The organism is Natronorubrum sediminis (assembly GCF_900108095.1).
GTDB lineage: Archaea > Halobacteriota > Halobacteria > Halobacteriales > Natrialbaceae > Natronorubrum > Natronorubrum sediminis.
In genome coordinates this window covers 288641-313164 of the sequence record NZ_FNWL01000001.1, presented here as the reverse complement: position 1 = coordinate 313164, position 24524 = coordinate 288641, and the positions used below count along the sequence as shown (strand labels likewise).

Here is a 24524-nt window from a genome sequence, read left to right as displayed (position 1 = left end):
CGGCGAGCACTCAGCAGTGACTCGAGCGAACCGTCAGCCCACGCTCGCTCGACTCACCGCCGTGGAGCCAGTAACTCGATCGGATGCGGAACCGAGCGCTCGAGTACCGACTCGAGTTGGTCGCCACAGGAGGTTCCCGAGGCGACGACCGTCTCCGCGGTCTCGACCTCACTGGCCAGTCGGTCGCCGACGGTCATACTCAACTCGTAATACTCGCGTTTGTACCCGAAGGAACCAGCCATTCCACAGCACTCGACGCTCGAGGTGGTTGGCTCGTAGCCACAGCGCTCGAGGACGGCGAGCGTCGGCCCCTCGAGGTCGAGCGTTCGCTGCTGGCAGTGGGCGTGGTAGGCGATCGGTTCGCCGACAGCGTCCCCAGCGCCGACCGCAGCATCCTTGCCAGTCTCGAGCAGGGACGGGTCGGCTCCGTTCTCGAGCAGTCCGTAGACGTACTCACAGACCTCGTAACTGTTGTCACGGACCCGTTCGAACGACTCAGACGGGAGGAATCGTTCGTACTCGCGGTGGAACGCAGCCAGATCGGAGGGTTCGACGACGACGAGGTCGCGCCCGGCATCGAGGTCCTCGGCGACGGCCCCATAGAAGCGACTCGCCTGGCGATCTGCCGTCGCGACCATCCCTTGAGAGAGCGGAGCGCGCCCGCTTTCGGGTAGGTCGGGAACACTGACCGGAACGCCGAGCGTCTCGAGCGTTCTGACGGCCGCTTTACCGCGTTCCGGATCGACGTAGTTCGTGTAGACGTCGGCGTAGAGAACGGCCTCGCGCTCCACGTCCGCCGTTCCGTCTCGGTCCCGTGGTTCGTTCGCGCGGCGTCTCGAGGCCTCGACGCCCCCTCGAGTTTCGAACCACTCGACGAGGGACTCTCGCTGGAAGGTCGGGAGGTCCCGGCGACGGTCGATGCCGACCGTTCGCTCGAGCAGCGCGCGGGTGGGTAGGGTATCGGCGATCCAATTCGAGATTGGCGCCGTTGCGGAGCCGAGTCTGGCGGCCGTTGCGATGTTTCCGAACAAGCGCTTCCCGAGGTCCAGCCCACCTCCCTCGGCGTCCGGCGTGAGCCCGTCGACGAGCGAGTCGTAGGCTGCGGGTTCTTCGTCGCGATTGATACGGTCCCTGACGACGGTGTTGATCCACGGAATATCGATCTTTACCGGGCAGGCGTCGACGCAGCGCGTACAGCCCGTACAGAGGTCGTTGAACTCGGCTGCGGAGTCCTGGCCGTGCACGCCGGCCTCCCAGCCGGTTGCGATCCCGCCGGAGTAGGTTTCACCGCCGAAGCCGTGGCCGCCGACGGCCTGGAAGTTCGAACACGAGTTCGAACAGGCTCCACAGCGGATGCAATAGAGCGTCTCTCGAAGCTGTTCGTCCTCGCGCATTTCCATGCGCCCGTTGTCGAGCAAGACGAGGTGGAAGTCTCGGTCCGGGTTCGTGTTCGGCTCTTCCGATTCGTCGTTCGATCGGGAACTCGAGATCGGTTCGTCCGACTCGAACTCCAGCGTCGGGGACTCGGTCGGCGGCGACAACATGGTCACGTACTGGGAAATCGGCTGGCCCGTCGCGCTCTTGGCGATGATGTCGACGAAGGGCTCGAGGTCGGAGACGGAGGGAATTAGCTTCTCGACGCCCGCGATGGCCACGTGGGTATCGGGAGTGACCGCGCACTTGCGCGCGTTACCCTCGTTCGTGACGAGGGCCATCGTCCCGGTTTCCGCGACGACGAAGTTCGCTCCCGTCACGCCGACGTCGGCCTCACGGATGCGCTCACCGAGATAGTCTCGAGCGAAGCGGGTGAGTTCTTCGGCCGTCTCGACCGACTCGTCCGGTTCGAATCGCTCGGTGATCAACTCGGTGATTTCCTCGCGTGTGAAGTGCATTGCCGGCCCGACGATGTGTGAGGGCGTATCGTCGGCAACCTGTAACACCCACTCGCCGAGGTCGGTCTCGTGGACCTCCACTCCCTCTGTCTCGAGCGCGTCGTTGAGGTCGATCTCCTCGGTCGTCATCGACTTCGACTTGACGACCGTCGGTGCAGCGTCGTTTGCTCGAGTCGCGCTCACGTTCGTCGCACTCGCGTCCGATTTCGCGTCCGATCCACCGCTATGTTGCTCGACCACGTCGGCGACGTAGGCGTTCGCGTCCGCGGCGTCGTCAGCGACGTAGACCGTTCCGCCATTGGCCTCGACCGCCTCGCGGACCGTCTCGATCAACGAGGGTAGTCGGTCGATAGCGTCTTCTTTGATCGCTCGAGCCTCACTCCGACGGTCCTCGAGCGTCGGGGTTTCCTCGTAGACGTCGTAGCGCCGCGCGTTCGAGGAACTCGACTGGGCGTGAACCGCTTCACCTTCGGTCTCGAGGAGGTGGCGAATGTGGGCCGCCTTCTCGTCGCGGCTCTGGGGGGATTGGGTGCGTTCTGCCATCGAACTCACCGATCCTCGAGGACGAGTACGTCGACCGAGCCGGGTCCGTGGACGCCGTGGACGAGCGAACCCATGTCCGCCGTCGCGCTTCGACCCGTTGCGAAGACGATGCTGTTGCCCGCGGCGAACGCCGACTCGAGGCGCTCGAAGCTGGCACCGATGTCGTCGACCACGTCGCTGGCCGCGACGACCGCGACGTGGCGGTCGGGGTAGAGGCTCACCGGTTCGTCGCCGTCGGGTCTGGATTCGATCGCGACGGTGCCGTACTCTGCAATCGCGAACGTCGCGGGTGTGACGCCTGTTCGCGCTTCCGCGAGATCGTCTCCAGTCGGGTTCGTGTCCACCGATTCGGGCTGAGCGACGTCCTCGAAGGGGAGGGGAACGCCGACGGCGGGGTCGTCGAGCATCGAGTCAATTCGCTCGCTCGCGTCGGCGGCCGAGGCGCGTTCGACGCCGACCTCGAGGTCGACGAGCGACCGTTCGAATCGGCCGACCGTGTCGGTTGTCATCATCTATCGCATTCGAACCGACGGACAAGAGCGTGACGGTCGGCCCCATCGAGTGACGCGACAAGAGAGAGACTGGCATCTGGCGTCACCGAACGCAGTCGTGAACACTCCGTGGCGATAACTGGTGTGAGGGCGGTCGTAAAAACGCGACTGTGTTCCGTCGTTGGGAGCACCCGAGCGAAGTCTGGGGTTCCGACTAGAAACGCTTACTGTCGACAGATTTCGAGAAAGTTCTCGAAGACTTCCTCGCCCTCTTCGGTGTGGGCGACTTCGGGGTGCCACTGAACGCCGTAGAGATCGCGATCCGTGTCGCTCATCGCTTCGACGTCGCAGACGTCGCTTCGTGCGGTCAGGTCGAATCCCTCCGGCAACTCGACGACTTCGTCGGCGTGGCTCGCCCAGACGCGGGTTTCGGGTGCGAGTGAACCGGTCAACGGATCGTCGTCGCTGACGATTTCGACGTTCACGTCGGCGTAGCCGCCGTACTCGCCGCTGTCGACGCGGCCGCCGAGTTCCTCGGCGATGAGTTGCATGCCGAGACAGATCCCAAGTACCGGTGCGTCTCCCTCGAGATACGCTGGCGAGTTGCCGATGCGGTCCATGTCTGGGCCGCCAGAGAGCACGACGCCGTCGGCGTCGACGTCCTCGGGTGGTGTTTCGTTGTCGACCAACTCCGTTTCGACGCCGAGGTCGCGAAGCGCTCGACGCTCGAGGTGGGTGAACTGTCCGTGATTGTCCACCACGACGATCTTCGTCATTGCTGGCGTCTAGCCAGTCACTCGGTAAAAGCAGTCCGGAACGACTCCTCGAGTCGAGCGAGAGCTCCGATCTGCGAATGCCCACCTCACCACCGATACGAATACAACATCCACTTTGTCCACTACTCACCCGATAAAGATTTGTTTGTAACGTTATCTCGGGATATCGAAACATCATTGACAATCGTTCCCGACGATATCAAAACATTCATACATACTGAAAATAATCTTCAGCTATGACACTCGAGACCGAACCGGTCGGTGAGGGGTTGCATTCCGACGGTGACGTCGTCGCCGCAATCGACGAAATCGAGGGCGAAACGCACCTCGTTATCGCCGACATCGCGCGGGACAATACGTGGCTCTCGATGCCCGAGTACGACGTCGCGTCGCTCGAGTCGTGGCGATAACGCCCCCCTCGAGTACGCGAAGGCTCGAGTCAGGGGTCTCGACGACCCCTGCTATCGGTACGTTTATACTTCCAACGGCGGACGATTGTTGTATGGCAGTCGATCTCGATGAATTCAAGCATCCGTCGTGGCTCACCGCGGCTGGAACAGGCATTGGCTACGCGATTATCCTCGCCGTGTTGACCGTCGCCCTGTTCATCGTCCCGTGGTTGGTCTTCGCGACACTGTAACGTCCGGACGCTCCTCCCCAATTTTCACCCTCAAAATTTCCGCGTAGACGCCGCTTTCGTTTCTGGTGACGGTAACAGATGGGCACGTACTCGAGCCTCTCAGTCGCTTTCAACCGAATGGGATCTGCTCTCGCGAAAATCAGCTGCAATCAGGATAGAGTCGCGTTCGATGCTTAGGCGAACGTCTTCGAGACCTGTTCGCTCGAGTCGGAGTCGGCTTGGACCTTGTCCCAGGCGTTGTAGAAGTCTGCCATCCGGATTTCGGTGCGGTCGTCGCGAATCGCGAACATCCCGGCTTCCGTACAGATCGCTTTGACGTCTGCACCAGATGCTTCGGCCGCTTCTGTGGCGAGTTCTTCGAAGTCGACGTCGTCGGAGACGTTCATCCCGCGCGTGTGAATCTTGAAGATGATCTCGCGACCCTCCTCGTTCGGCTTGGGGACCTCGATGAGTCGGTCGAAGCGCCCGGGTCGAAGGATGGCGCGGTCGAGCATGTCGAAGCGGTTCGTCGCGGCGATAATGCGGATGTCACCGCGGTCCTCGAAGCCGTCCATCTCGCTGAGGAGTTGCATCATCGTCCGCTGAACTTCGGCGTCTCCCGACGTCTTCGACTCCGTTCGCTTGGCAGCGATGGCGTCGATTTCGTCGATGAAGATCAGCGCGGGCTGGTGCTCGCGGGCGACCTTGAACAGGTCGCGGACGAGTTTGGCACCCTCACCGATAAACTTGTGAACGAGCTCGGAGCCGGCCATCTTGATGAAGGTGGCGTCGGTCTGATTGGCGACGGCTTTGGCGAGCATCGTCTTCCCCGTCCCGGGAGGTCCATAGAGCAAGACGCCACTCGGGGGGTCGATCCCGACGTCGTCGAACATGTCGGGGTTCTCGAGGGGCATCTCGACGGTCTCGCGAACTTCTTGCATCTGTTCTTCGAGGCCGCCGATGTCCTCGTAGCTCACTTCGGGACTTTCGGTGACTTCCATGACGCGAGCGCGGACGTCGGTCTCGTTCGAGAGGGACTTTACGATAGAGAGTGAGTTGTTGACAGCCACGCGAGCGTCCGGTTCGAGTTCCTCGCGCATCTCGTCCGTAACCTCGGTCAGCGCTTCCTGGTTGTTCCCGTGTTGTTTGATGATGACGCCTTCGTTCGTGATCTCCTGGATCGTGGCGACGAACAGCGGACTGCTTGAGTTTCTTGTTCTCGTGGGTCAACCGCTCGAGTTTCTGCTGGTACTTGTTGTTCTCGGCGTTGGCATCGAGGAGCTTGTCACGCATCTCCTCGTTTTGCGCCTCGAGGATCTCGAGCCGGTCCTCGAGTGCCGTGATCTTCTCCTGTTGGGACGCCTCGTCCTCGTCGTATGGGAGGTCGACGTCGTCCACAGTGTCGCTCATCACCCGTCCTTTAGGTGTTGGCTCATAAGAGGCTTCGGGTAGATGCACTGGCCGGTGACGTATAACTATGGTGCATTTTTTGAAACAGAAAATATTATCATCCCGTATCCGGAATGGGTGTAGTAATGAGTACATCAGAGGCGTTCCGACAGGACACAGAACCGCGTGGATCCTGGGACGACGTGCGGGATCTGCCACCGAGTGCCAAACTCGTCGCGAAAGTTCTCGAGTACAACGAGACGATGACCCAACAACAAATTGCCGACGAGACGCTGTTGCCCTCGCGAACGGTCCGGTACGCGCTAAACCGACTCGAGGACGAACACGTAATCGACTCGAGATTTTCGTTCTCGGACGCCCGGAAGCGACTGTACAGTCTGGATATCGAAGCGTAACTGGCTGCCCTTCCTCGCGGCGTTACTCTCGGTGTATTCTCGTGGTGTTGTTCACTTCGGCTTTCGAACGGACGCCGAATTTGCTCTTCCCGGCAAATTGGACAGGGGCGACGTTCCTGTACCGTCCGTTGCAGCAACGACCGCTCAGAGTTACTTTCACTCCGCTCGCGGAACCCCTTTAGGGCGTGCCTGCAAACGAATAGCCAATGACACGGGTGATTCATACGGGCGACACCCACATCGGGTACCAACAGTACAATGCGCCCGAGCGCCGCCAGGACTTTCTCGAGGGCTTTCGATCCGTCGTCGACGACGCGATCGAAGATGACGTCGACGCCGTGATCCACGCCGGAGACCTCTTTCACGACCGCCGACCGAGCCTCCTCGACCTTCAGGGGACCGTCGAAATCCTCCGAACGCTCGCCGACGCGGATATCCCCTTTCTCGCCGTCGTCGGCAACCACGAGTCCAAACGCGACGCACAGTGGCTTGACCTCTTCGCGGATCTCGGTCTCGCGACCCGCCTCGGACGCGATCCGCAGGTGATCGACGACGTCGCCATCTACGGGCTGGACTTCGTCCCCGAATCCCGTCGCGACGATCTCGAGTACGACTTTGCGCCCGTCCCCGCCGAGGCCGACCACGCGACGCTCGTCAGCCACGGCCTATTCGAACCCTTCGCGCACGCGAACTGGGATACCGAACACGTCCTCGCGGAGTCGTCCGTCGAGTTCGACGCCGTGCTTCTCGGTGACAACCACAAACCAGACACGGCAGAAGTCGCCGACGCGTGGGTCACCTACTGCGGGTCGACCGAGCGCGCGAGCGCGAGCGAACGCGAGGACCGCGGCTACAACCTCGTCGATTTCGACGACTCGATCACGATCAGCCGACGCGGTCTGCCCGACACTCGCGAGTTCGTCTTCGTCGACGTCGACCTTGAGGAGGGCGAGGGGGTCGACCGAGTGCAAGAACGCGTCCGCCAACACGACCTCGAAGACGCCGTCGTCATCGTCACGCTCGAGGGCGATGGCAAACCAGTTACACCCGCGACGATCGAGGAAGCGGCTATCGAACGAGGGGCACTCGTCGCTCGGCTCAACGACCGACGCGACCTGCCCGAAGAAGACGAGGCGGTTTCGGTGAGTTTCGCCGATCCGGACGCTGCCATTCGCGAGCGCGTCCGCGATCTCGGATTGAGCGACGCCGCACGAAGCATCGACGAAACGGTTCGAAACGACGACCTGGTGGACTCGAACGTCCGCGAAAGCGTCGAACGCCGCGTCCGCGAGTTGCTCGAGGACGATGCGTTGGCCTTCGATCCCGCTCCGGAGCGAAGCCCCGACGACGAGGACGTGACGACCGTCGCCGACCAACTCGCGGGAACACCAACAGCGGCCGAATCCGCCGGAACTGACGAACCCGCCTCGAGTGCATCCACACCCGTCGAGGACGGGGGACTCGAGACAGCCCCCAAAACCGGCGACCTCGAGGAAACCGGCGAAACCGATGAAACCAACGACTCAGACGACTCCGACGACTCCAACGAAACAGAGAACGGGGCTCACGCCGGGGAAGCACGCGAATCGAGTGCCGACTCGACCGAGAGCACGACCGACGGTTCTGGAGACGGCGACACCACCTCGCTGGGTGATTTCGCGTGAAAGTCGACCGAATCCGTCTATTGAACTTCAAGTGTTACGGCGACGCCGACCTCGAGTTAGACCGCGGCGTCACGGTCGTCCACGGGGTCAACGGCAGCGGCAAATCGACGCTGCTCGAGGGCGTCTTCTTCGCACTCTACGGCTCGAAGGCCCTCTCCGATCGGACCCTCGACGACGTGATCACGACCGGCGAGGAGGAATCGGAAATCGAACTCTGGTTCACCCACGACGGCCGGGCGTATCACGTCGAACGCCATCTCAAACTCAGAGGAGACCGGGCGACGACGACCAAGTGCGTCCTCGAGACGCCGACCGAGTCGATCGAGGGCGCTCGAGACGTTCGCCGGGAGGTCACGAAGCTCCTGCGAATGGACGCCGAGGCGTTCGTCAACTGCGCGTACGTCCGCCAGGGCGAGGTGAACAAGCTCATCCACGCTTCGCCGAGTGACCGACAGGACATGATCGACGACCTGCTCCAACTCGGTGCACTCGAGGAGTATCGCGAACGAGCGAGTGACGCCCGACTCGGCGTCAAGACGGTCCTCGATGGCCAGCGCGAAGTGCTCGAGAACGTGCGTCAGCAAGTCGAAGAAAAGGAAGACGGTGATCTCCACGACCGGTTGAACGCTCTCGAGTCTCGAAACGCGGACCTTACGGAAGAACTCGACAACTACGAAACCCAACGCGAGCAGGCGCGGGAGACGTTCGAAACGGCGAACGACGTCCTCGAACGCCACGAGGAGACCCGCGAAGAGATCGAGGAACTCGACGAAGAGATAGACGACCTCCGTTCGAAAATATCTGAGACCGAACGCCAACGCGAGGACGCACACGAGGAGATTCGCGAGAAGTCCGACCGCCGCGAGGAACTCGACGACGAACGCGAGACCCTCCTTTCGAACGTCGACCTCGGCGTTGGCAAAGATGGCGAGAGCGACGGCGACAGCAGTACCCTCGAGGCCGTCGAATCCCGGACAGAGACACTCGAGGATCGCGACGACGAACTTCGGGACGATCTCGAGGACGTTCGCGTCGAAATTACGGAGACGAACAGCGATATCGAGCGACTCCGCGACGAAGCATCCGATCTCGAGTCGCAAGCCAACACGGCACGCGAAGACGCCGAGGACCTCGCGTCGAAACTCGAGACGGACGAGGATGCCATCCAGGAACGCGAGGAGAAACTCGACGAACTGGACGGGAAAATCGAGACCGAACGCGAGCGATTTTCGGAGCCGGAGGCGGCGACGCCGCCGCAGTCGGTGAGCGATAGTGACGATCTGTCGATCTCACTCGGCGACGCGGAGGCCGCACTCGAGGCACTCGAAGCCGACCGCGAGGACCTGACCAACGAGATCGGTGACATCACCGCCGACATTCGGACCATCGAAAACGCGATCGAAGAGGGAGAGACGCTGCTCGAGGAGGGCAAGTGTCCGGAGTGTGGCCAGTCCGTCGAGGACTCGCCCCACGTCGACGTGCTGGCGGAGAAACGAGACGAACTCGCGGAGCGACGAGAGACGCTCGAGGAGAGAGAAACCGAGCGTGAAGCGCTCGACGAGCGCATCGAGCGCGTCGAATCCCTCCGAGAAGCCGAACGGCAAGTCGATCGGCTCGAGGAAAACCGTGACAACATCGCACAGTTACTCGAGGAAAAACGCGAGACGATTTCCGATCGCCGCGAGCAACGCGAGCAACTGCGGGCGGACGCCGAGGAGTACGAGGCAGAAGCCGAGGAGAAACGTGCGAGAGCAGATGAACTCGAGGAATCAGTGGACTCGCTTCGAGGCGATCTTGGCGAGATCAACGGCGAACGAAGCGAGATCAGGGAGATGCTCGAGCACCTGTCACGCGTCGTCGACGTCGAGACTGAACGGTCGGAACTCGCCTCGGGTATCGAAACGCTGCGCGAACGCCGCGACGATTGGCAGACGATGAACGACGAGCGCCGCGAGACGCTCTCTGGAAAACGCGAGCGAAAACGCGACCTCGAGTCCGAGTTCGACGATGAGCGAGTCAAAACAGCACGTCAGGACAAACGAGACGCAGAAGACTACCTCGAGAAAGTCGACGCGAAACTCGCGGACCTCCGGGAAGCGCGCACTGAGGTGCAAAACGAGATCGGTGCCGTCGAACGCGAACTCGAGGAACTCGAGGAGCTTCGCGACCGAGTCGAGGCCGTCGAAGAGCGCTGTGAGAGACTTCAGTCGCTCTACGACGAAGCCGAGACGCTACAAGCGACGTACGCGGACCTTCGAGCGGAACTCCGCCAGCACAACGTCGAAACGCTCGATCGACTCCTCAACGAGACGTTCGAACTGGTCTATCAGAACGACTCCTACGCCGGCATCGACCTCGACGGCGAGTACCGACTGACCGTCTACCAGAAAGACGGCGAAGCGCTCGAGCCCGAACAGCTCTCGGGCGGTGAACGCGCGCTGTTCAACCTCAGCCTCCGGTGTGCGATCTATCGCCTGCTCGCCGAAGGCGTCGAGGGGGCCGCGCCGATGCCGCCACTCATCCTCGACGAACCGACGGTGTTCTTGGATTCGGGGCACATCACCCAACTCGTCTCGCTGGTCGAATCCATGCGTGAACACGGCGTCGAACAGATCGTCGTCGTCAGCCACGACGAGGAACTCGTCGGAGCCGCCGACTCGCTCGTCCGAGTTCGCAAAGACGCCACCTCGAATCGCTCGCAACTCGAGCGAGGGCGACCGCCGGAGATCGATCTGCTCGTCTCCGATTGAGTGTGGGGTTGGTGCGTCCCAAAATGGGCCTAAGACTCGCTTTCTCCCTGTTCCCCCGAAGTGGTTCCTGAGACGTCGAGTTTCGTGTCACATTCGTCTTCGTCGACCTGGACGACCTCGAGTGCGCGTGTACACAGGTCGGTCACCCGGTAGCCGCGCTCGCCAGCAACGTCGGTCTCTTCAAGCAGGTTTGCCGCCGTCAACACGGTGAGCCGCCCGTGTAAGTCGCTCTCGCAGAGTTCGTACGCATCGAGGAGTGTTCGAACGCCCAGCGGTCCTCGCTCCTCGAGTTCGATGAGGAGGCCGAGCGTCGCTTCGTCGTGAACCGACGTCAGGAGTACTCGAACCGGCTCGCTGACACCTCGTGTAGCCGTCTCGAGCGGTAATTCGTCCTCGAGGTCTTCGAGGCGATCGTTCTGAACGTAGCATTCGTTGCCGTTCTCTGGGTCACGGACCAGACTCGCGTGTTCGGACCGTTTGAGAAGCAGGTACCGTTTGCCGGTGTCATCTTGGACGGATTTCATGTTCGGTCGTGAACGTCCGGTAGTAGTCGTTGGGTGACCACTCATGAAGTAGTTTCGCCTCCACACACTGGGGTGGTCGACAGCGTCTGAAGGGGCACCTGTTGTGGGTGCTGAGTCACGAAACAAGGACACCGCTATACCACACGGTGATTAGGAATCGTCGGTCGTATCGTCGGGGTTACTACCGTCGTCAGCATCGTCGGCGTCGTTGGCATCGTCAGGGTCACTACCGTCGTCGGCGTCGTTCGCATCGTCGGCGTCATCAGCATCTGTGCTTTCATCGGCGTCGGACCCGGGGCTATCGGCCGGTTCGGTTTCCGACGAGGTTTCGTCTGCGCTTTCTTCGGTCGTCGCAGCCGAATCGTCCCTGTTCTTGAACGCTCGGTACCGGTGCATTCCAAATCCAGTGAGCACGAGTCCGCCAGCGAATAGGTACGTCGCGTACGCCGTTTCGCCCTCGAAGACCAAGAACAAGGCCGCGAGCGCGTACACGAAGACAGCGATGTTGACGACGAGTACCAGCGCCCAGAAGTCGGTCAGCAGGTCGCTATCGACGTCGACGTCGTCGAGCGACGCGTCCGGCGTTTCGGTGGCGTCGTCTTCGATTTCCGACTGCAGGTCCGATCGAAGTGTCGAGCCAGCATGTTCCGTCGACACCTCCGGAATCGTCAGCGAGTCCGAATCCGGGTCCCGAAACTCCGCTTCCGGATCGTACTCTTCTGGCTCGTCTTCGGACCGATCAGGTGCCACACTCGAATAGAGGCGCAGACGCAATAAAAACCGTTCGCGTTGGTCGCACTCACTCCTCGCGTTAGGCGAGTTCGGAGAGCATGAGTGAGTGGGAGGTCTCCACCCACGCGAGCGGATTTTCGGCGTCGTAGAATACGACACCGTCGTCCGTCTCGTAGGATTCGATCGTTTCGGTGCCCGCGAGGTCACTACTCGACTCGCCTCGATCCGTCGTGTCGTCGGTTACGTCAGTGGACACTTCGATCACCTGTTAGTATGCTATGTGTTACCACATTATATGTCTTGTTCCACCTGCAAAAGCTTCCCGGTGAGGGAAGCGAGGAACGAATTCACCGCTCGAAGTGTGGGGGTTTTTATCTGGCCACTCCCAACCCCGATACCATGACTGAGGCGGGCCAGGCCGGACTCGATGCATTTTCTGACGAGTCCGCCGAGCGACCGGACGAAGAGGCGGCCGCCGTCGCAGGAAACGGCGGGACGGGCGCTATCGACGTCATCGACGTCGAAGCGGAGACGCTCCCAGACGCACAGGGAACACTCGAGCTTGCCGTGATGCAAGTCGACTACACCGTCGCGGGCTACGGCGACGAAGAACGGCCGATCATGCACGTCTTCGGCCGCACGCCCAAGGGCACTCTCGAGCACGTGCAAGTCGTCGGCTTCCAACCGTACTTTTACGCGCCGACGGACTCACTCGAGCGTCCACCGGAAGAACAGTACGATCGGCTCACCGGGAGCGAGACGGAAGACGAGAACGGCGACTCCTACGAGAGTATCCGTGGCGAGAACCTGACGAAGATTTTCGGCCAGACGCCCCGTGACGTCGGCCAGATTCGTGACGACTTCGATCACTTCGAGGCCGACATCCTCTTTCCGAACCGGTTTCTGATCGACAAGGACGTTCAAAGCGGCATCCGCGTGCCGACACGACGTGCCGAAGACGACTCCGTCATCGTCCACCACGAGGAGGTCGAGGCCACCGACGTGGACGCCGATCCGCGCGTCCTGATGTTCGACATCGAGGTCGAGGACCGACACGGCTTCCCCGAAGATGGCGAAGAGAAAATCGTCTGTCTCACGAGCCACGACTCGTACCGCGACGAGTACGTGATGTGGATCTGTGGGGCCGATGACGGTGACGGCGAGATTCCCGACGAAATCACCGAGTACGACCCGATCGAAGGCGAAATCGAACACGAGATTCGCGCCTTCGACGAGGAAGAGGCTATGCTCGAGGCGTTCGTCGACTACGTTCGGGAGACGGATCCGGATATCATGACGGGCTGGAACTTCGAGGACTTCGACGCGCCGTACTTCCTCGACCGACTCGAGGAACTACAGGGACCTCACCACGACTACGACCTCGAGATCGACCGCCTCTCTCGAGTCGACGAGGTCTGGCGGAGCAACTGGGGTGGCCCCGACATCAAGGGCAGAGTCGTCTTCGACCTGCTGTATGGCTACCAGCGAATGGTGTTCTCCGAACTCGATTCCTACCGACTCGACGCCGTCGGCGAGTCGGAGTTAGGCGTCGGAAAGGAACGATACGCGGGCGACATCGGCGACCTCTGGGAGGACGATCCGACGAAACTCCTCGAGTACAACCTTCGGGACGTCGAACTCTGCGTCGAACTCGATCGCCAACAGAGTATCATCCCATTCTGGGACGAAGTGCGAGCCTTCGTCGGCTGCAAGTTAGAGGACGCTCCGACGCCCGGCGACGCGGTGGACATGTACGTTCTTCACCAGGCCTACGGCGAGTTCGCGCTCCCCTCGAAGGGCCAACAGGAGGCCGGAGAGGAGTACGAGGGAGGGGCCGTCTTCGAGCCGATTACGGGCGTCAAGGAGAATGTCACCGTCCTCGACCTGAAGTCGCTGTATCCGATGTGCATGACGACGATCAACGCCAGTCCGGAGACGAGAGTCGACCCTGAGGCGTACGACGGCGAGACCTACGAGGCGCCGACAGGGACCCACTTTCAGAAGAAACCTGACGGCGTGAACCGGACGATGATCACCGAACTCCTCGCCGAGCGCGAGGAGAAGAAGTCGCTGCGAAACGAACACGAACCCGGAACGCCCGAATACGAGCAATACGACCGCCAGCAAGGGGCGGTAAAGGTTATCATGAACTCGCTCTACGGCGTTTCGGGCTGGGAGCAGTTCCGCCTCTACGACAAGGATGCCGCATCCGCGATTACCGCGACGGGTCGTGAAGTGATCGAGTTCACCGAGACGGCAGCGAACGAACTGGATTACACGGTCGCCTACGGCGACACCGACTCGGTTATGCTCGAACTCGGACCCGACGTGCCAAAAGACGAGGCACTCGAGCAATCCTTCGAGATTGAGGAGTACATCAACGGCCGCTACGACGACTTCGCGCGCGAGGATCTGAACGCCGAGGAACACCGCTTCCAGATCGAGTTCGAGAAGCTCTATCGGCGCTTCTTCCAGGCCGGCAAGAAAAAGCGATACGCCGGCCACATCACCTGGAAAGAGGGCAAAGACGTCGACACGATCGACATCGTCGGTTTCGAGTACCAGCGTTCGGACATCGCACCGATCACGAAAGAAGTCCAGCACAAGGTCATCGAAATGGTCGTCAAAGACGGCGACGTCGAGGGGGCAAAGGAGTACGTCAACGGCGTCATCGAGGACGTGCGGACGGGCGACATCTCACTCGAGGAAATCGCGATCCCCGGCGGGATCGGGAAGCGACTGAACAACTACGATACGGACACGGCACAGGTTCGCGGCGCAAAGTACGCGAATCTCTTGCTTGGCACGAACTTCCAACGTGGCAGCAAGCCAAAGCGACTCTACCTCGATCGAGTCGATCCGTCGTTCTTCGAGCGACTCGAGGCCGAAGAGGGCTTCGACGCGCGGACGGACCCACTCTACGGCGCGTTCAAGCGCGATCCCGACGTGATCTGCTTCGAGTACGACGACCAGATCCCCGAGGAGTTCGAAGTCGACTACGATACGATGCTCGAGAAGACGCTGAAGGGGCCGATATCCCGCATTCTCGAGGCGCTCGGCGTTTCGTGGAACGAAGTCAAAAGCGGCCAGGAGCAGACAGGTCTCGGCAATTTCATGTAGCTCTCAGGCTGTGCCAAACTGGGTATTCTGCCGGCCGGCGTCGACCTGAGAAAACGGTGCGTCGGTGCCGCCCCTGGTTCTTGTTTCGGAAAATTATTTTGTCGATCTGAGACCGTATCCAATTGGATACGAAACCGTTATCAGGCAGACGACCCACCGTTCAGACGACAGAGTACTATGGCACGTCTCGAACTACGCAACCTGCACGCAGAAGTAGCGGACGGCGACGAGAAGATTCTCGAGGGCGTCGATCTCGAGGTCGAGTCGGGCGAAATTCACGCCCTGATGGGGCCAAACGGCTCGGGGAAGTCGACGACTGCGAAGGTCATCGCCGGTCACCCGGCCTACGAGGTCACCGACGGTGAGGTTCTCGTCCACCTCGAGGACGACGAGTTCGGCGACGACATCGAGATCGACGAGGACCAGCGCACCTGGAACCTCCTCGACCTCGAGCCAAACGAGCGCGCCGCACTCGGCATCTTCCTCGCGTTCCAGTACCCAGCCGAGATCGAAGGCGTCACGATGACGAACTTCCTTCGAACGGCGCTCAACGCCAAGATCGAAGAGCGAGAAGAGCTCTTCGAGGAAGAAGAAGGCGAAGAAGAAGCGGAGGACGAAGGCTTCGAAACCTCGCCGATGGAGGGTCCAGCGGACGATGGCGACGTCGGCGTCGCCGAGTTCCAGCAGATCCTTCAGGAGAAGATGGAGCAACTCGACATGGACGAGCGCTTCGCACAGCGCTACCTCAACGCCGGCTTCTCCGGCGGCGAGAAAAAGCAAAACGAAGTGCTGCAGGCGGCCATCCTCGAGCCATCGGTTGCCGTCCTCGACGAGATCGACTCCGGGCTCGACATCGACCGCCTCCAGGACGTCTCGAACGGCATCAACGCGCTTCGTGACGAGCAGGGCACCGGTGTGCTCCAGATTACCCACTACCAGCGAATCCTCGACTACGTCGAGCCGGATCACGTCCACGTGATGATCGACGGACAGATCGCCAAGAGCGGCGGTCCAGAACTCGCCGAAGAACTCGAGGACAAGGGATACGATTGGGTCCGCGAAGAAGTGTACGGCACCGCGTAACCGTATTCGACTAGAACAACGGTAATAACCCTACAGCCGTAACCATATACACAATCACATTATGAGTTCCGAACAAGACCACCTCAAAGAGACAGACACCGAGGCGCGCTTCGAGTTCAAGAAAGAAGAACGCTCGGCCGTCAAATCTGACAAAGGCCTCACCGAAGAGGTCGTTCGACTAATCAGTGAAGACAAAGACGAACCAGACTGGATGCTCGAGCGGCGTCTTCGTGCACTCCAGCAGTACCAGAACATGCCGATGCCGACGGACTGGCCCGGGCAGCCGGACCTGACCGAACTGGACATCGAAGAAATCGTCCCCTACATCCGCCCGGACGTCGACAAGCGTGAAGGCGTCGACGACTGGACGGAGCTCCCCGACGAGATCAAAGACACCTTCGACAAACTGGGCATTCCAGAAGCCGAGAAGAACGCCCTCTCGGGCGTCGGCGCCCAGTACGAGTCCGAGGTCGTCTACCAGAACATGCAAGACCAGTGGGAGGAGAAGGGCGTCGTCTTCATGAACATGGACAGGGCGGTTCAGGAGCACCCAGAACTCGTCAAAGAGTACTTCATGACGACCTGTGTGCCCCCGAGCGACAACAAGTTCGCCGCACTCCATGGTGCCGTCTGGTCCGGCGGTTCGTTCGTCTACGTCCCTGAAGACGTCACCGTCGAGATGCCAGTCCAGGCCTACTTCCGCATGAACTCCGAAGGGATGGGCCAGTTCGAGCACACGCTCATCGTCGCCGAGGAGGGCTCGGAAGTCCACTACATCGAGGGCTGTTCCGCACCGAAGTACGGCTCGCACAACCTCCACTCGGGTTGTGTCGAGGTCTTCGTCGAAGACGACGCTCACGTTCAGTACTCGACCGTGCAGAACTGGTCGAAGAACACGTTCAACCTGAACACCAAGCGCGCCATCGTCGAATCGAACGGGACGATGGAGTGGGTCTCGGGCTCGATGGGCTCGAAGGCGACCATGCTCTACCCGTGTACGATCCTCAAGGGTCGCGGCGCGACGGACACCCACATCACCATCGCCTTCGCAGGCGAGGGCCAGGATATCGACACCGGCGCGAAGGTCTACCACAACGCACCCGAGACGAGTTCGACCATCGAATCCAAGTCGATCTCCAAAGACGGCGGCCGCACGAACTACCGCGGTCTCGTCCACATCGCCGACGGTGCCGAGAACTCGAGCACTGCCGTCGAGTGTGACGCGTTGATGTTCGACAACGAGTCGACATCGGACACCATGCCGTACATGGAAATCGAGGAGTCGAAGGTCGACGTCGCCCACGAGGCAACCGTCGGCAAGATCGGCGACGAGGACGTCTTCTACCTCCAGAGCCGCGGTCTGGACGACGACGACGCCAAGAAGATGATCGTCGCCGGCTTTATCGAGCCAATCACGGAAGAACTGCCGATCGAGTACGCCGTCGAACTGAATCGCTTGATCGAACTCGAGATGGAGGGAAGCCTCGGATAATATGAGCGCAGGAACGCAGGTACACGCCAATCTGACGGAAGAACAGGTACGCCAGATCAGCGGGGATCTCGACGAGCCTGAGTGGCTCCTCGAGACCCGTCTCGAGGCACTCGACGCACTCGAGGACCTCGACATGCCAGACGTGATCCGAACGCCGGGTCGCGACTGGACGAATCTCCACGGACTCGACTACGAGTCCCTCGTCGATCCGCTGAACGCGGCGGAGAACAAGGATCAGGTCGGCCCGGACGAGGTCGACGTCCTCTCGTGGGCTGATGCCGTAGAAGAACACGAGGAACTCATCCAGGAGCACTTCGGCAGCATCGTCGACCCACAGGAGAACTACCTGACGGCACTCTCGACGGCGCTGTTTAGCACCGGAACGGTCGTCTACGTTCCAGAAGGCGTCGACGCCGAGGACGTGAAGATCCGCACCGAGCAGAACTCCCGCTCGCTGTTCAACTACACGCTCGTCGTCACCGAGAAATCGTCCTCGGTTACGATCCTCGAGCGACAGTCGACGGGAGAAGAGCAAGACGAGCAGTACTACAGCGGCATCGTCGAAGTCGTCGCGGGCGAGAACAGTAACGTCCAGTACGGCAGCCTCCAGAACCTCTCGGAGGATGCCTACAACTTCACGCTCAAACGCGGCGACGCGGACACGTACGCGACGATCGACTGGATCGAAGCCAACTTCGGCACGCAGCTAACGAAGACCGAGGTCTCTACGGAACTCAACGGCGACAGTTCCGAGAGCCAGATCGTCGGCGCGTTCTACGGCCACAACGACCAGCACTTCGACCTCGACACGAAGGTCTGGCACCGCGCCGAGCACACGACGGCCGACCTCGTTACCCGCGGCGTCACCGACGACGTCGCCCGTTCGGTCTACGAGGGCGTCCAGGACGTCGGCCGCAGCGCGTGGGACACGAGTTCCTACCAGCGTGAAAACACCCTGATGCTCAGCGACGAGAGCGAGGCCGACGCCTCGCCGAAGCTGATCATCAACAACCACGACACCGAGGCCAGCCACTCCGCAACGGTCGGCCAGATCGACGAGGAGGACCTCTTCTACATGACCTCTCGCGGTGTCGATCCGCGCGACGCACGCAACATGCTCGTCGAGGGCTTCTTCGTCCCCGTCCTCGAGGAAGTCGCCGTCGACGAACTACGCGAAGATCTCGACGACCTGATCGCTGCGCGACTCCACCAGCGAGCCTAACGCTACCGTTTTCTCTCGTTTCCGTCTCTCTTTCGTCGCGACGCCACTCATCTCAGTTGCATGTCTGACGACGACTTTTATATCATCCCCTAGTAGTTCTCACTATGCCGTCGCTCTCTATCGAACTGTCAGCCGAGACTGTCGACGCACTCGAGGTGGAACGTGAACGCTTGGGATTCGAGAGTCGACGGGCGTACGTCCGCTGGATCGTCGCGAACAGAGGATCGATCGAAGCCAGCCAAGACAGTGGCGACGAGCGTGAGCCGACGTCTACCGGTAGCGAACACGCCAAGCGACTCGAGCGACTCGAGAATCGAGTAGCGACGTTGATCGACTCGCTCGACGGAGCGGACGAGACGCCAGTGACACCGAGTGGCGACGACGGACGATCGACAGCAGGCACACGACACGAACGCGAGGGTACGGCCGAGATCAGCGAGAAAAACGAACCGGTGGAGGAACCATCGCTCGAGGTCCGCGGGTCACCACAGACGATTCGACGCCCGCAAGCACCGAGCGACGGCGGTGACGAGACAGCGACGAGCGGCCACCGAACGAAGGCGACCGCGGGTTCCAACGAGTTGGGCACTCGAGACGCAGACGAATCCGATGAGTCGGCTCACTCGTCGTCGATGAAGGAGGCTCCAGATTCACTCACACCGGAACGTGTGGAGCGAATTTCCGAAGATCCGGTCCATGAAGACGCCGGCGTACTCGAGACGGTCGAAGCCGAACGAGTGAACGAACTCTCCCGACGAGCAGTTGCAGCGACGCGCGTTCGATTGAACAGAGACGTCCACACGGGCCTCGAGTACACGTCGTCGACCCCGTTAGCAAAAGAGATGGTGCGCCCCGGTGGGGATCTGGTCGATCTCGATTCGCTTTCTGTTCCCGGACGGGAAGCAGAAACGATCGAAATGCGCCGTCGGGCCGTCGGTCGTGCGGTCGCGTACGTCAGAGACGAAGGTGACGCACGACGAGCAGACTTCGTCGAGTCGCTGTACGAGGGGTGTCCGGCGGGCTACGAGACGGCCGATAGCTGGTGGGAGTGTATCAAATCGGGTCTCAAACAGGTCGAAGCGGTCGATGGCGGCGACGGGGTGCGCGTTTGGCGATATCGTGAGTGAAAGGGGAAAGTCACCGTGGCCGGTCGTCACCAACCACTCAGTCGCTAGTTGAACCACTCACTGTTGAGTCTAGCGTCGCCGTTTCGATACCACCGGACGACCGTGTACCCGAACGCGACCAAAAGGGCTCCACCGACGATATTTCCGATCATCACTGACCCGTGTTTTCTCAGGTGAGCACATATACCTGCTGTTGGGACGGGTACCTGAACCGACTCCCCTCCTAACTGTACCAGTTCACACACCAACCGCGTCGCTGTCTGGCGAGGAGATGTGTCCCGACTCGCGATGGCGATATCATTGATGTGTCGACGAGACGACTGCCACTATCTCACTTGCGTCCAACCCAGAAGTGAGCGAAGGTACGCGAGTAGGGACGGTTAAGTATCAGTAGCCCGGATCCAGTTGTATGAGTCTGGGACAGCGCGTCTCGAGCGACCACCAGCTCACCCGACTCCTCCAGATCGGGGTCGTGCTGGAAGAAGTCGTCGAGTCACGCGCCGCCCACCACCTCGACTCGCTCCCCCCAAGCGAGCGAGAGGAAATCGACGCCGAGATCCGCGAGTTACTCGAGGAGGCTGCCACGGAGTCTGCAGACCACCGGGACCGTCTCGAGGCATTGATCGACGATCTCGACGCCGAGACGGTGGGTTACGAGGAGATCAACGCTTTGGTCGACGCTCAGTACGGGCCACCGGAGGACACCGACGGCGTGTTGTACGATCAACTCGCGAACGAGGAGACGGCGTACAAGTTCTACGACGATCTGATCGAGGCGATCGAAGCCTCCGAGGCCGAGTACGCAATCGATCGTGATCGGCTCCTCGAGACGTTGTACGACATTCGTGAGGAAGAAAAGCAGGGCGTCGAGGACGTGACCGAGATCATGGAGCACAGAGCATGATCGGGACGGGTCAGCAAACGAAGGCTACCGCCGCGACAGCAGAGACACGCTGTACTGACGGAGGGACGCGATGAACACGGCAGACCAATATCTCAAGGCGATCTATCTCGCCCAACGGATCGAAGACGGCCCAGCATCGACCGGTACGCTCGCCGACTTACTCGAAGTCAGCCCGGCAAGCGTCAACGAGATGATCGGCAAACTCGAGGAACGCGAACTCGTCGAACACGAGAAGTACAAGGGTGCGAGTCTAACCAACGAGGGAATCGAGCGGGCCCACGACGCCCTCCAGACGTACTGTATCATCGAACGATTCCTCGCGAACGTCCTCGAGGTCGAGGAGTTTCGCGACGAGGCGCGTGCCTTAGAGAGCGTGATCGACGATACGGTTGCAGATCGCCTCGACACGATCATCGACCGTCCTGGGGAGTGTCCGGATTGTTTCGACCCCGAGCAGGACTTCTGTGAACGACTCGAGGTCGGACCGGACGGCTGTCCCGAGTAATCATTCGAATCCCGACGAACACTGTCGTCGCTTACTCGACGCCGGGATCGCCAAATCGGATGTACCGCCGTCCGATAATCGCCGCAATCGCGAGGGCAACGACGACTGTGAGGCTGAGTTCGAACGGCAGTTCCCATCGATCCTCGTCTCCATCCCAGTCGTCCTCGAATACGTCCGCGTAGTACGTCGCAATTTCCTCACCCGAGAGTGCAAGGAGTACCTCCCGATTGTTCTCAAAGGCGTTTTCGTTCCAGTTTGCACTTCCGACGATGGCGACCTCTCGATCGATAACGACGCCTTTCGCGTGAATCTTCTCGAATCGATCGGTCTCCTCGACGAGGCCGACCTCGAGTGAGAGTCCCTCGTCGTCGGCGTACTCCTCGAGTTCGTCCGCGAGGGCCCGATTGTCGTCTTCGTGGTACCAGGTCGAATCGAGGAGGATCTGTACGTCCACGCCGCGGTGGGCAGCATCGATCGTCTCCTCGAGAACGGACGCGTCCGCGGCGATCGAGGCCTGCTTGACGAGTATCTCCTCGTCGGCATCTGCGAGCAGTTCCTCCACGCGAGATTCGGCGTTGTCCGGGGCGACGAGGAGTTCTACCGCCTCGATCGCAGTCGGCTCTGGCCCGTATTCGCTCGGGTACGAACCGGGCGTTTCCTCCTCACCGCCTTCGTCGTCGACGAACGAGGTGTCTTCACGGTACTCGGAGCCGGGGACAGTATCCCAACCCTCGAAATCTGCATCGAATACCGCCTCGAGGTCGGCTGCGAGCGTTTCATCCTCGAGCAGAACACCCCAGCCACGACTCGACTCGCCACCGACGCCGGCGGGGGCCCAGTTTTCGCTCGTGACGAGCACTTGCTCGTCCGCGACGGCGTACTTCGGGTGGTGGAATCGATATCGTGAGCCTTCGCCACCGATCGCACGGACCTCCACGTCGCCATCCTCAAGCGTCTCGAGGACGGGTTCGGTCGTCTCCTCCGTACCGCCGACTGGACTGGCCTCGAGGAGAACGGAGACGTCGACACCCCGGTCTGCAGCGTCGACGAGGTCCTCGGCGATCTCCTCGGAGGTAAGGGTGTAGCCGGCGACCGAGAGACGATCCTCCGCTTCCCGAATCGTCTCTCGTGGAAGCTCGGGCTCGTCAGGAAGGACGAACGGCGTCGCCTCGTCGGCGTCGCCGCTCGAAATCGGCACGCACGTCGCATCTCGTGGATGCCAGTCTCCGTCGGCGGGAGTCTGTGTGGTGGCGGTGTCGAATTCGTCGGCGTCACGGTGCCAGCGTTCTTCGAGTGGCGCCCGTTCGTACGACACCGTATCGACCGTCGTCGACCCGTTTCGAAGTTCGAGGTCGTCGCCGTCGACGGCCAGTCGCAACGAGCCCTCGAGTTCGTGGACTGGATAGTCGGTCAACTCGTCGGTAGCTTCGGTGTCCGTACTCAGTGCGACTCGTCCAGAGACGGTTTCGTTCGGAATAGATGCACTCGTGTGGCCGTCCGTGACCGTCCAGTTCTCGAGTTCGGTGTCGGGTGGGGTCTCGAGAACGACGTACTCGCCGACGTTGTGTTCCGTGGTCGGATTTGGAAACGCCTCGACGATTCTGGGCTCGAAATCGACGTCAGTGTCCGCCGAGGTTCCAGCACCGGGGTTCGAAACTACTGCAGGACAGGCCGGTTCGGTGTTGGTTTCAGGGAGTATTGGTGTCGCCGCAGGTACAGGACTCACAGACTCGGTAGCAGCCAAGGTGATGGCAGCCCCACTGGCGACTACCAGTATGAGGACGACCGAGACGATCACGAGTCGCTGACGATCCATCGACGACTCTGGCCGCTCGTTCGTACGTAAAGTCTCGGATCGAGTCGTCGTTCAAAAACAGTGCCCATCGACCCGCCGATTCGCCCCGAATCAGGCTGCGGGCTCGAGCGTCGCTTTCTCGGCTTCGGCTTGCACGAGGTACGCGCGGTCGTCACCGTACTCGGCAACGATCTCGAGTGCGTCTTCGGTACCGATCTGGTTGAGTGCCCAGGCGGCGCTAGCGCGAACGCGGTCCTCCTCGTCCTCGGCGAGGATGTCTTCGAGTGGATCGATCGCGCGCGTGTCGCCGATGAGTCCGAGCGAGCGCGCGGCCGAACTTCGCACGTCCGGTTCCTCGTCGACCAACTGGTTGGCGATCGGTTGGACTGCGTCTTCGGCACCGACTTCGCCGAGTGCTCTGAACGCGGGTTGTTGGAGGGTCGGATTCGAGTCAACGTAATCCAAGAGGGTGTCGACGACCTCCTCGTCGTCGTCGCCGATCTTGCCGAGGATCGACATCGCCGTCGTGTCCCGACGGTTCGCCTTCTGGATCATCGGCTCGATGGCTTCTTCGGGACCCATGCGCTCTAAAGCCTCGAGACAGTGTTCTTCCATGAAGTCGGAATCGAACGTCTCGAGGGCGAGTAAGATCATATCGACGTTGCCGCGTTTCTCGTGGACCTTGAGCGCGTGCCACTCCGGCGGGAAGTCCTTGACATGCTCGAGCACGTCGTAGAAGCCCTCTCGTCGCATCTGCTCACGGACCTTGAGATCACTCCACGCGGTCGATTCGTCGATTCCCGTCTCGAGGTCGTCCGTCGCCTCGAGTAAGGCCGCGATCGTCTCGGCGTCGTCGTCCGCGTCGAGTCCTGCGTCCTCGACGGCCGTCGCTGCCCCCCCGAGGGTCGTCTCGAGTTGGGCTGGGACGTCGTCGCCGTCTTTGACGATCGTGAGTGAGGAATCGAGCAGGTCGTTCGTCTCCTCGAGGAACGCGTCGACGACGTCGATCAATTCGTCGTCGCCCTCTTCGGTCCAGCGGGTGTTCGTAATCGTGGCGCTGGCGTCGTCGATCTCGCCGACCACGTCTTCGCCGTAGGGTCCACGCTGGTCCTCGAGATCGGACTCGAGGTCGGAGAGGTCACTCTCGATATCGTCGTAACGATCCTGGAGTGCTTCCTCCGGGGTGATTTCCTCCTCTTCGTCGTCTTCCTCGTCCGCATCCTCGTCGGGTTCCGGTGGGTCGGGAATCTCGATCTCCTCGAGATCGTCTCGAAACGCTTCGAGGTCGGCCTCGACGACGTCGAGATCGTCCTCGGTGTCGGCGGCCTCGAGATCGTCCGCGAGCGAGTCGACGTCGCCTTCGAACGCTTCGAGGGCTTCCCGGATGGCCTCGAGATCGACCGGTTCGGGTTCCTCGGCTCCGTCCTCGGCTGCCTCGTCTTCGCTCATGGGACCACCTGTGCCTGACTAGAGTGTGGAC

The 24524-nt window shown here is 61.1% G+C and carries 20 protein-coding genes and 1 pseudogene; 12 read left to right on the top strand and 9 right to left on the bottom strand.

The genetic code is table 11. The features are described from left to right. Nucleotides 1-53: 53 nt before the first annotated feature. The 3 genes from BLW62_RS01535 to BLW62_RS01525 all read right to left on the bottom strand — a co-directional run bounded on the left by BLW62_RS01535 (nucleotide 54) and on the right by BLW62_RS01525 (nucleotide 3702). Nucleotides 54-2435, bottom strand: coding sequence for an LUD domain-containing protein (locus BLW62_RS01535; protein ID WP_090504212.1), 2382 nt, complete (start codon nucleotides 2433-2435; stop codon nucleotides 54-56). A gap of 5 nt (nucleotides 2436-2440) precedes the next feature. After that, complete coding sequence (locus BLW62_RS01530; RefSeq protein WP_090506374.1) at nucleotides 2441-2944, bottom strand: LUD domain-containing protein; 504 nt, start codon at nucleotides 2942-2944, stop codon at nucleotides 2441-2443. 206 nt (nucleotides 2945-3150) lie between these two features. Next, nucleotides 3151-3702 (bottom strand): GMP synthase subunit A, encoded by a 552-nt coding sequence (locus tag BLW62_RS01525; protein ID WP_090504207.1) that lies wholly within the window; start codon nucleotides 3700-3702, stop codon nucleotides 3151-3153. 236 nt (nucleotides 3703-3938) lie between these two features. On the opposite strand from BLW62_RS01525, the gene BLW62_RS18455 reads away from it, so the two are divergent. Further along, entirely contained in the window at nucleotides 3939-4112 is a 174-nt protein-coding gene (locus BLW62_RS18455) for a DUF7556 family protein (protein WP_175459655.1), read from the top strand. 92 nt (nucleotides 4113-4204) lie between these two features. Beyond that, nucleotides 4205-4342, top strand: a complete 138-nt coding sequence (locus BLW62_RS18450; protein WP_175459654.1) for a hypothetical protein — start codon at nucleotides 4205-4207, stop codon at nucleotides 4340-4342. 173 nt (nucleotides 4343-4515) lie between these two features. Here BLW62_RS18450 and pan1 read toward each other — a convergent pair. Beyond that, a pseudogene (pan1, locus tag BLW62_RS01520) lies at nucleotides 4516-5731 on the bottom strand (proteasome-activating nucleotidase Pan1). Between the two features lie 125 nt (nucleotides 5732-5856). Between pan1 and BLW62_RS01515 the strand changes: the two are divergent. The 3 genes from BLW62_RS01515 (at nucleotide 5857) to rad50 (ending at nucleotide 10540) form a co-directional block, all read left to right on the top strand. Further along, the gene (locus BLW62_RS01515; protein WP_090504203.1) at nucleotides 5857-6126 is read left to right on the top strand and encodes a MarR family transcriptional regulator; all 270 of its coding nucleotides are present in this window, start codon (nucleotides 5857-5859) and stop codon (nucleotides 6124-6126) included. Nucleotides 6127-6332: 206 nt separating this feature from the next. Continuing rightward, complete coding sequence (mre11, locus tag BLW62_RS01510; RefSeq protein ID WP_090504197.1) at nucleotides 6333-7790, top strand: DNA double-strand break repair protein Mre11; 1458 nt, start codon at nucleotides 6333-6335, stop codon at nucleotides 7788-7790. Next, nucleotides 7787-10540: a DNA double-strand break repair ATPase Rad50 gene (gene rad50 / locus BLW62_RS01505; RefSeq protein ID WP_090504193.1), complete on the top strand. Its 2754-nt coding sequence runs from the start codon at nucleotides 7787-7789 to the stop codon at nucleotides 10538-10540. The genes mre11 and rad50 overlap by 4 nt, the downstream gene beginning before the upstream one ends. A gap of 29 nt (nucleotides 10541-10569) precedes the next feature. Here rad50 and BLW62_RS01500 read toward each other — a convergent pair whose 3' ends face one another. The 3 genes from BLW62_RS01500 to BLW62_RS01490 form a co-directional block, all read right to left on the bottom strand. Next, nucleotides 10570-11064, bottom strand: a complete 495-nt coding sequence (locus BLW62_RS01500; RefSeq protein ID WP_090504189.1) for a DUF7346 family protein — start codon at nucleotides 11062-11064, stop codon at nucleotides 10570-10572. A gap of 150 nt (nucleotides 11065-11214) precedes the next feature. After that, complete coding sequence (locus BLW62_RS01495; protein ID WP_090504185.1) at nucleotides 11215-11814, bottom strand: DUF7322 domain-containing protein; 600 nt, start codon at nucleotides 11812-11814, stop codon at nucleotides 11215-11217. Between the two features lie 61 nt (nucleotides 11815-11875). Then, complete coding sequence (locus BLW62_RS01490) at nucleotides 11876-12061, bottom strand: DUF7331 family protein (protein ID WP_083687680.1); 186 nt, start codon at nucleotides 12059-12061, stop codon at nucleotides 11876-11878. Nucleotides 12062-12195: 134 nt separating this feature from the next. Here BLW62_RS01490 and BLW62_RS01485 point away from each other — a divergent pair, with 134 nt between their 5' ends. From BLW62_RS01485 to BLW62_RS01455, 7 genes are all read left to right on the top strand, one after another. Next, nucleotides 12196-14916, top strand: coding sequence for a DNA-directed DNA polymerase (locus BLW62_RS01485; RefSeq protein WP_090504182.1), 2721 nt, complete (start codon nucleotides 12196-12198; stop codon nucleotides 14914-14916). Nucleotides 14917-15093: 177 nt separating this feature from the next. Then, entirely contained in the window at nucleotides 15094-15999 is a 906-nt protein-coding gene (sufC, locus tag BLW62_RS01480) for a Fe-S cluster assembly ATPase SufC (RefSeq protein ID WP_090504177.1), read from the top strand. Nucleotides 16000-16060: 61 nt separating this feature from the next. Further along, nucleotides 16061-17491: a Fe-S cluster assembly protein SufB gene (sufB, locus tag BLW62_RS01475; protein ID WP_090504172.1), complete on the top strand. Its 1431-nt coding sequence runs from the start codon at nucleotides 16061-16063 to the stop codon at nucleotides 17489-17491. A 1-nt stretch (nucleotide 17492) separates the two neighbouring features. Then, on the top strand, nucleotides 17493-18713 hold the full coding sequence (gene sufD / locus BLW62_RS01470) for a Fe-S cluster assembly protein SufD (protein ID WP_090504168.1): 1221 nt from the start codon (nucleotides 17493-17495) through the stop codon (nucleotides 18711-18713). A gap of 104 nt (nucleotides 18714-18817) precedes the next feature. Beyond that, nucleotides 18818-19840, top strand: coding sequence for a hypothetical protein (locus BLW62_RS01465; protein WP_090504163.1), 1023 nt, complete (start codon nucleotides 18818-18820; stop codon nucleotides 19838-19840). A gap of 409 nt (nucleotides 19841-20249) precedes the next feature. Further along, nucleotides 20250-20744, top strand: a complete 495-nt coding sequence (locus tag BLW62_RS01460) for a rubrerythrin (protein WP_090504159.1) — start codon at nucleotides 20250-20252, stop codon at nucleotides 20742-20744. 70 nt (nucleotides 20745-20814) lie between these two features. Further along, nucleotides 20815-21249, top strand: coding sequence for a metal-dependent transcriptional regulator (locus tag BLW62_RS01455; protein ID WP_090504155.1), 435 nt, complete (start codon nucleotides 20815-20817; stop codon nucleotides 21247-21249). Between the two features lie 31 nt (nucleotides 21250-21280). Here the strand turns inward: BLW62_RS01455 and BLW62_RS01450 are convergent, their stop codons facing one another. Beyond that, complete coding sequence (locus BLW62_RS01450) at nucleotides 21281-23065, bottom strand: phospholipase D-like domain-containing protein (RefSeq protein WP_090504150.1); 1785 nt, start codon at nucleotides 23063-23065, stop codon at nucleotides 21281-21283. Between the two features lie 90 nt (nucleotides 23066-23155). Next, the gene (locus BLW62_RS01445) at nucleotides 23156-24493 is read right to left on the bottom strand and encodes a HEAT repeat domain-containing protein (protein ID WP_090504144.1); all 1338 of its coding nucleotides are present in this window, start codon (nucleotides 24491-24493) and stop codon (nucleotides 23156-23158) included. Nucleotides 24494-24524: the final 31 nt, after the last annotated feature.